The following is a 6,780-nucleotide window of genomic DNA, read 5'->3' on the forward strand; positions in this document are numbered from 1 at the left end:
CGGCGTCAGGCATGGCCGGCGCGCCGCGCCGCACGCACGCCGGACGCCCTTGCCGGGCACCCCCGAAGGGACGTTACTCAAACCTCTATGAATACTGTTCAAGACCTGTCGATCATTTCCCTCGTCCTCAACGCGAGCGTGCTGGCCCAGGCGGTGATGGGACTGCTGCTGCTGCTGTCGCTGATGTCGTGGACCTTCATCTTCCGCAAGTGGTTCGCGATCCGCCGCGCGCGTGCCCAGACCGAACGCTTCGAGAAGGATTTCTGGTCGGGCGGCGACCTGCAGGCGCTGTACCAGAGCGCCGCCAACAACCGCCACACGATCGGCGCACTCGAGCGGATCTTCGAATCGGGGATGCGCGAATTCCTGAAGGCGAAGGAAAAGCGCCTCAGCGATCCGGGCCTCGTGCTCGATGGCGCCCGCCGCGCGATGCGCGCGTCGTTCCAGCGTGAAATGGACGTGCTCGAAGCCAACCTCGCATTCCTCGCGTCGGTCGGCTCGGTCAGCCCGTACATCGGTCTGTTCGGCACGGTCTGGGGGATCATGAACTCGTTCCGCGGCCTCGCGAACGTGCAGCAAGCCACGCTCGCGAACGTCGCGCCGGGCATCGCCGAGGCGCTCGTCGCCACCGCGATCGGCCTGTTCGCCGCGATTCCGGCGGTGGTCGCGTACAACCGCTACGCGCACGACATCGACCGCCTCGCGATCCGTTTCGAGACCTTCATCGAAGAGTTCTCGAACATCCTGCAGCGTCAGGCCCAGTAAGGAGCGCGCCATGGCAGGAAGCCCCATCCGATCCAGCATGCGCGGCGGCCGCTCGCGCCGCGCAATGGCCGACATCAATGTCGTGCCGTACATCGACGTGATGCTGGTGCTGCTCGTGATCTTCATGGTCACCGCACCGCTCGTCGCACCGTCGATCATCAACCTGCCGACCGTCGGCAACGCCGCGCCGCAGGAGCAGACGCCGCCCGTCGTCGTCAACATCAAGGCCGACCGCACGATGAGCGTCAAGTACAAGGGCGACTCGGGCGCGACCCAGGAAGACACGATGACGAAGGCCGAGCTCGACAGCTTCATCTCGGCCCGGCAGGCCGATCACCCTGACCAGCCGGTCGTGATCGCAGCCGACAAGACCGTGCAGTACGATGCCGTCATGACCGTGATGTCCGATCTGAAGGCGCGTGGCGTCAAGCGCGTCGGCCTCCTCGTCAAATCGCAATGAACCGGCAGCAATCCACGCGCAGATCCGCCTACCCGCTCCAGCCTCCCCGCGAGCGCGGGACGTGGCGCGCGTTCGCGCTCGCCGCGCTGATGCACGTGCTGCTCGCGCTGTTCCTCTATCACGGCGTGCAGTGGCAGAACAGCACGCCGGCCGGCGCCGAAGCCGAGCTATGGACCGAAGTGCCCGACGTCCCCGCGCCGCGGCCCGTCGTCACGCCCGCGCCGCCCGTGAAGGTCGCGCCGCCCCCTGCCCCGGTGCGCGACGAGCAGGCCGACATCGCGCTGCAGCAGAAGAAACGGCAGCAGGAAGCGGCCGCGCGCGAAGCGCAGCTCGAGCAGCAGCGCCGTGCGCAGCAACTGAAGGCCCAGCAGGAAGAGGAAGCCCGGCGCGCGCAGCTCGCCGCGCAACAAGCCGCCGCGCTGGCCGCACTGAAGGCCGCGGAACGCGACAGACAGAAGCAGGCCGACAAGCTCAAGCAACAGCAGCTCGCCGAACAGCAGAAGCTCGAACAGCAGAAACTCCAGCAGCAAAAGCAGGCGCAGCTCGAAGCGCAGCAGGCGGCGAAGGCGAAGGCCGACGCGGCCGCCAAGGCCAAGGCGGAAGCCCAGGCCAAGGCGAAGGCCGAGGCCGCGGCGCGCGCGAAGGCCAGTGCGGCGGCGAACGCGAAGCTCGACCGCGAACGCAGCGCGCGCCTCGCGCAGATGCAGGGCCTGTCCGGCGCCGGTGAAGGCGGCGGCGAAGGTCTCGCGAAAAGCGGCACCGGTACGGGCTCCGGCGGCAATGCCGCCACGCCCGGCTATGCCGACAAGGTGCGCCGCCGCGTCAAGCCGAACATCGTTTGGGGCGGCGAGCGGGCGGGCCTGACCACCGTCGTCAAGATTCGGTGCACGCCGTCCGGTGACGTATTGAGCGCATCGGTCTCCCGCTCGAGCGGGAATTCGGGGTGGGATCAAGCCGTGGTCAGTGCGATCCACGCATCGGTCCCGTTGCCGCCCGATTCTAACGGTCGTACCCCGTCTGACATTACGATTACCTTCAAGGCGGCGGAGTGAAACGAAATGCGCTTACACTCCGGGCGTCGCTGTCAGATGGGAACGAATCGGGTATTTTTACTGTCTCTGCCGTTGCGCAGCGATCCAAGCCATACGGGAAGCAAGAAGCATGAGTTTGATGACAAAGCTAGGTTTCAGGGCACTCGTGGCCTCGTGTCTGATCACGGCGGGCAGCGCCGCTAACGCCCAGGTCAACGTGCTGATCACCGGTGTCGGGTCGACCCAGTTCCCCATTGCCACCGCAAACTTCACGAACGAGGCGAATCTGCCGCAGCAGGTCACGTCGATCGTGCGCGCCGACCTCGCCCGCAGCGGCAAATTCACCAACATCGACGCGGGCAGCACGCCCGTGCCCGAGACCGCCTCGGTCGATCTCGGCGCATGGAAGGCCAAGGGCGCGAATGCGTTCGTCGCCGGCAGCGTGAACCGCGACGCGAACGGTCAGTACAAGGTCAACTTCATCCTGTACGACACCGTGAAGCAGCAAAGCCTCGGCGGCCTGTCGCTGACGGCCACCGACACCACGCTGCGCACGGCCGGCCACAAGATCGCCGACTACATCTATCAGAAGCTGCTCGGCGTGCGTGGCGTGTTCGCCACGCGCCTGTCGTACGTGATCAAGACCGGCAACCGCTACCAGCTGCAGATTTCCGATTCGGATGGCCAGAACGCGCGCATCGCGCTGTCGAGCACCGAACCGATCATCTCGCCGGCCTGGTCGCCGAGCGGCACGAAGGTCGCGTACGTGTCGTTCGAGCGCAAGAAGCCGATCGTCTACATCCATGACCTGCCGACCGGCCGCCGCTACATGGTCTCCGACCAGAAGGGCAACAACAGCGCACCGGCGTGGTCGCCGGACAGCAACACGCTGGCCGTCGCGCTGTCGCTGACGGGCAATACGCAAATCTATACGGTCAACGCGAACGGCGGCGGCCTGCGCCGTCTCACGCAGAGCAGCTCGATCGACACCGAACCGTTCTACTCGCCGGACGGCCGCTGGATCTACTTCACGAGCGATCGTGGCGGTGCGCCGCAAATCTACCGGATGCCCGCGCAGGGTGAAAGCGCCGGCGCCGCGCAGCGCGTGACCTTCACCGGCAGCTACAACACGAGCCCGCGCGTGAGCCCGGACGGCAAGCTGCTCGCTTACATCTCCCGCACGGGTGGGGGCTTCAAGCTGTACGTTCAGGATCTGCAGACTGGCGCGGCGAACGCCATCACGAATACCAATCGCGACGAATCGCCGAGCTTCGCGGCAAACGGCCAGTACCTTCTGTACGCTACCCAGTCGGGTGGTCGCAACGTTCTGGCTGCAGTGCCCTCCGACGGCAGCGCGCCGCCGCAGATCCTGTCCGTCCAGGGCGGCTCCGTTCGCGAGCCGTCGTGGGGGCCCTTCATGCAATGACCACAAGGAGAGTAACCATGATGTCGAATAAAGCTCGTCTGGCCCTGGCCGTGATGATGATCAGCGCGCTCGCAGCGTGTAAGTCGGGCGTGAAGCTCGACGACAAGGCAAACAACGCGGGCGCAGTCAGCACGCAACCGAGCGCCGACAACGTCGCGCAAGTGAACGTCGATCCGTTGAACGACCCGAACAGCCCGCTCGCGAAGCGCAGCATCTACTTCGACTTCGACAGCTATTCGGTGAAGGACGAGTACCAGCCGCTGATGCAGCAGCACGCGCAGTACCTGAAGAGCCACCCGCAGCGCCACGTGCTGATCCAGGGCAACACCGACGAACGCGGCACGAGCGAGTACAACCTCGCGCTGGGCCAGAAGCGTGCGGAAGCCGTCCGCCGCGCGATGGCACTGCTCGGCGTGAACGATTCGCAAATGGAAGCCGTGAGCCTCGGCAAGGAAAAGCCGCAGGCAACGGGTCACGACGAAGCATCGTGGGCGCAGAACCGCCGCGCCGACCTCGTCTACCAACAGTAAGTAACGGAAGAATCGCCGTATGACGCACCGTTCAACCTGGCTGCGCGTTGCCGCAGCATTCTGCGTCGCGGGCGCGGCGTGGTCGGCCGCGCCGGCGCACGCCGGCATGTTCGACGACAACGAAGCGCGCCGTGCCGTGCTCGATCTGCGCAGCAAGAGCGACAACCTGTCGAGCCAGTTGTCGGCCGCCCAGCGTACGATCCTCGATCAATCCGGCCGTATCGACCAGCTGAACCAGCAGGTCGCGACGCTGCGCGGCGAGAACGAGGATCTGACGAACCGGCTGACGACGCTCGAGCGGCAGCAGAAGGAGTACTACCAGGATCTCGACACGCGGCTCAAGAAGTTCGAGCCGCAGCAGGCGACGATCGATGGTGTCGAAGGCACCGTGCAGCCGGGTGAAACGGATGCGCTCAGCGCGGCGCAGCAGCAGTTCCGCAACGGCAACTTCAAGGCGGCGGCGGCTTCGTTCCGTGCGTTCATCGCGAAGTATCCGCAGAGTCCCTATCAGCCGACCGCGCAGTACTGGTACGGCAACGCGCAATACGCGCTGCGCGACTACCGCGGCTCGACGGCGACGTGGCAAGGGATCGTCAGCAAGTTCCCGCAACACCCGCGCGCGGCGGACGCCCTCGTGGCGATCGGCACGAACCAGCTCGAGCAAGGCCAGAAGGCAGCCGCGAAGAAGACCTTCGAGCAGGTCGTGTCGCAGTACGCCGGCTCGAATGCGGCGCAGACGGCGCAGGGCAAGCTGGAAACGATCAAATAATTATCGTGACGGGTTGTTGACAGACCTGCAATCCGTCGCTATAATCTTTTGCTCTTTGGGTCGTTACCCAAGTTGTTGAAGCAACGAACCAAAACAAGTTTCAAGAACGTGGGGTGGTAACTCAGTTGGTTAGAGTATCTGACTTTTAATCAGAGAGTCGAGGGTTCGAGTCCCTCCCACCCTACCAACTATCTTCGATAGTGCAAAAAAGCCTCCCTCGCGGAGGCTTTTTTGCGTCTGTCGCCGGGCAGCGTATGCTGCTCATTTCCACTTCCCGGCTAAACGCCCGTCGCCCCCTCGCCTTGATCGCTTCGCTACCACGGTTAGTCCGGCTTCTCCTGGTCGGCACCTGACATCGCGACGATCAGGTCGCCGATCCAATACCGCCGCTCCAACACGACGCCCACTGCCAAAAAGCGGGATGAGCAACTATTGCGACGACCGTTCAGCAATTGCCTCTATCAGGGCCAAAATCACCTCGCGTTTCCGCGCGTCGAGCGCTCGAAATCCAGAGACGATCCGCCGCTCGTCGAGGTTCTCGAGCCGGGCGCTCTCTTCGCCGGTAAGCACGTACCAGACATCAACGCCAGCAAGTGCAATCGCGCGCAAGTAGTCGGAGTTCGGGCGCCTCAAGCCCTTTTCATATTGATACTGCGCGCGCTGCTTGACCGCGCCTAAGGCTGCAAACTCCGTCTGGTTCAAACCCAGCCGCACCCGTTCGCACTTCAGTCGCTCCCCAAATACGTCCATTCGAGCCAATTTTCCTCTTGACAATGGATCAATTGATCCTATATTTGATCCTAAGCATGCCCAACTGAGTCAGTTGAGCGGCGCATGACATTGAGCCCGATCTCCGACCGGTTATCGAATGTCCATTTACCGGGAGCATCATGACGATCACTTATGCAATCTGCGGCGCCTTACCCGTCCTCGACAACTTCCGGCACTACCATGCGCAGCAATTCGCTCGGAGCATTGCCGAGCCCGCAGACATCTACTTCGCAACCGATGCCGTCACGCGATCTCTCGTAATTCGCATTCGTGGCGCACTGACAGACGACGAAACGAAATCGGTGGACGGTGCATTGGAACAATTCTCCCAGAAATGGGCGCAGACCGGCGCAATCTTCAGGCGAGTGCGCTACGGCGAGGTGTCGTTCGTGCCGGTTGGATTCGCTTTGCACGCTGAACTGCTCCAGAAGCTCATTGATGAACAGACTCAACTGGAAGCCCTTCTACAGCGTCAGGCACGGATTCTCGAAAAGTTTCGGCCTACTGCGAGCTAGCGTACGGGCCCACCAACATTGGAGCGCCAACTGCAGCGGTATGGAATCAAACCAACGGAGGTTCAGCATGAAAGAGGTAGCGCCTTATGTCCTGACCGGCGCTCTGGCCGTGCAGGACGATTTGGAAGACGAGCAACTCGATCGCGTATCCCGCCATCTAGGAGGTATCGCCATGGTGTATGCGAAGCACGACAAGATTGCCCACACTGTCGCACTGCGGATCTCGGGCACGCTGGTGCGTGACGACGTGCGCTATATCGAGCAACGCGTGGAGCGGTTTGCCGAGGAAAACGCCCGCGTCGCCGCGATTCTCATTAGCGAATGGAATGGTGTGACGAGCGAGCTCGTTGTCGGTATGAACTGGGATGCACAATGTCTGCTCAGGCTCGGCGCTGCACAGGAACAGCTCGGGAAGCTCACGGAACAGTACTTCGACTTTTTGCTGCGTATCGAACCCCCAAGCTCCCCTGTCAACGGTAGTCCGCTCGTCCGTGTCGCGATCGAAGCACAAAA

General features: G+C 63.3%; 9 protein-coding genes and 1 tRNA gene. 9 read left to right on the plus strand and 1 reads right to left on the minus strand.

Annotated features, from left to right (window positions below; translation table 11 throughout):
• Nucleotides 1–87 precede the first annotated feature (87 nt).
• From tolQ to JMF90_RS17695, 7 genes are all read left to right on the plus strand, one after another.
• Nucleotides 88–765, plus strand: a complete 678-nt coding sequence (gene tolQ, locus JMF90_RS17665) for a protein TolQ (RefSeq protein WP_006476795.1) — start codon at nt 88–90, stop codon at nt 763–765.
• 10 nt (nt 766–775) lie between these two features.
• Nucleotides 776–1,225, plus strand: a complete 450-nt coding sequence (gene tolR / locus JMF90_RS17670) for a protein TolR (protein ID WP_006484943.1) — start codon at nt 776–778, stop codon at nt 1,223–1,225.
• The gene (gene tolA / locus JMF90_RS17675; RefSeq protein ID WP_201316747.1) at nt 1,222–2,277 is read left to right on the plus strand and encodes a cell envelope integrity protein TolA; all 1,056 of its coding nucleotides are present in this window, start codon (nt 1,222–1,224) and stop codon (nt 2,275–2,277) included. Before tolR ends, tolA begins: the two co-directional genes overlap by 4 nt.
• Nucleotides 2,278–2,386: 109 nt before the next feature.
• Nucleotides 2,387–3,682 (plus strand): Tol-Pal system beta propeller repeat protein TolB, encoded by a 1,296-nt coding sequence (gene tolB / locus JMF90_RS17680; protein WP_059574261.1) that lies wholly within the window; start codon nt 2,387–2,389, stop codon nt 3,680–3,682.
• Nucleotides 3,683–3,699: 17 nt separating this feature from the next.
• The gene (gene pal, locus JMF90_RS17685) at nt 3,700–4,212 is read left to right on the plus strand and encodes a peptidoglycan-associated lipoprotein Pal (protein WP_006484980.1); all 513 of its coding nucleotides are present in this window, start codon (nt 3,700–3,702) and stop codon (nt 4,210–4,212) included.
• 19 nt (nt 4,213–4,231) lie between these two features.
• Complete coding sequence (gene ybgF, locus JMF90_RS17690) at nt 4,232–4,981, plus strand: tol-pal system protein YbgF (protein ID WP_006484965.1); 750 nt, start codon at nt 4,232–4,234, stop codon at nt 4,979–4,981.
• Between the two features lie 110 nt (nt 4,982–5,091).
• Nucleotides 5,092–5,168: transfer RNA gene (locus JMF90_RS17695), tRNA-Lys, on the plus strand.
• A 242-nt stretch (nt 5,169–5,410) separates the two neighbouring features.
• On the opposite strand, the gene JMF90_RS17700 is transcribed toward JMF90_RS17695, so the two are convergent.
• Nucleotides 5,411–5,731: a helix-turn-helix domain-containing protein gene (locus JMF90_RS17700; protein WP_012327977.1), complete on the minus strand. Its 321-nt coding sequence runs from the start codon at nt 5,729–5,731 to the stop codon at nt 5,411–5,413.
• Between the two features lie 140 nt (nt 5,732–5,871).
• Between JMF90_RS17700 and JMF90_RS17705 the strand changes: the two genes are divergently transcribed.
• Both JMF90_RS17705 and JMF90_RS17710 read left to right on the plus strand, forming a co-directional pair.
• On the plus strand, nt 5,872–6,267 hold the full coding sequence (locus tag JMF90_RS17705; protein ID WP_012327976.1) for a hypothetical protein: 396 nt from the start codon (nt 5,872–5,874) through the stop codon (nt 6,265–6,267).
• A 67-nt stretch (nt 6,268–6,334) separates the two neighbouring features.
• The coding region (locus JMF90_RS17710) for a hypothetical protein (RefSeq protein WP_201325269.1) at nt 6,335–6,780 on the plus strand (446 nt) is incomplete at its 3' end.

Source organism: Burkholderia sp. E168m23 (assembly GCF_016586125.1).
GTDB lineage: Bacteria > Pseudomonadota > Gammaproteobacteria > Burkholderiales > Burkholderiaceae > Burkholderia > Burkholderia orbicola.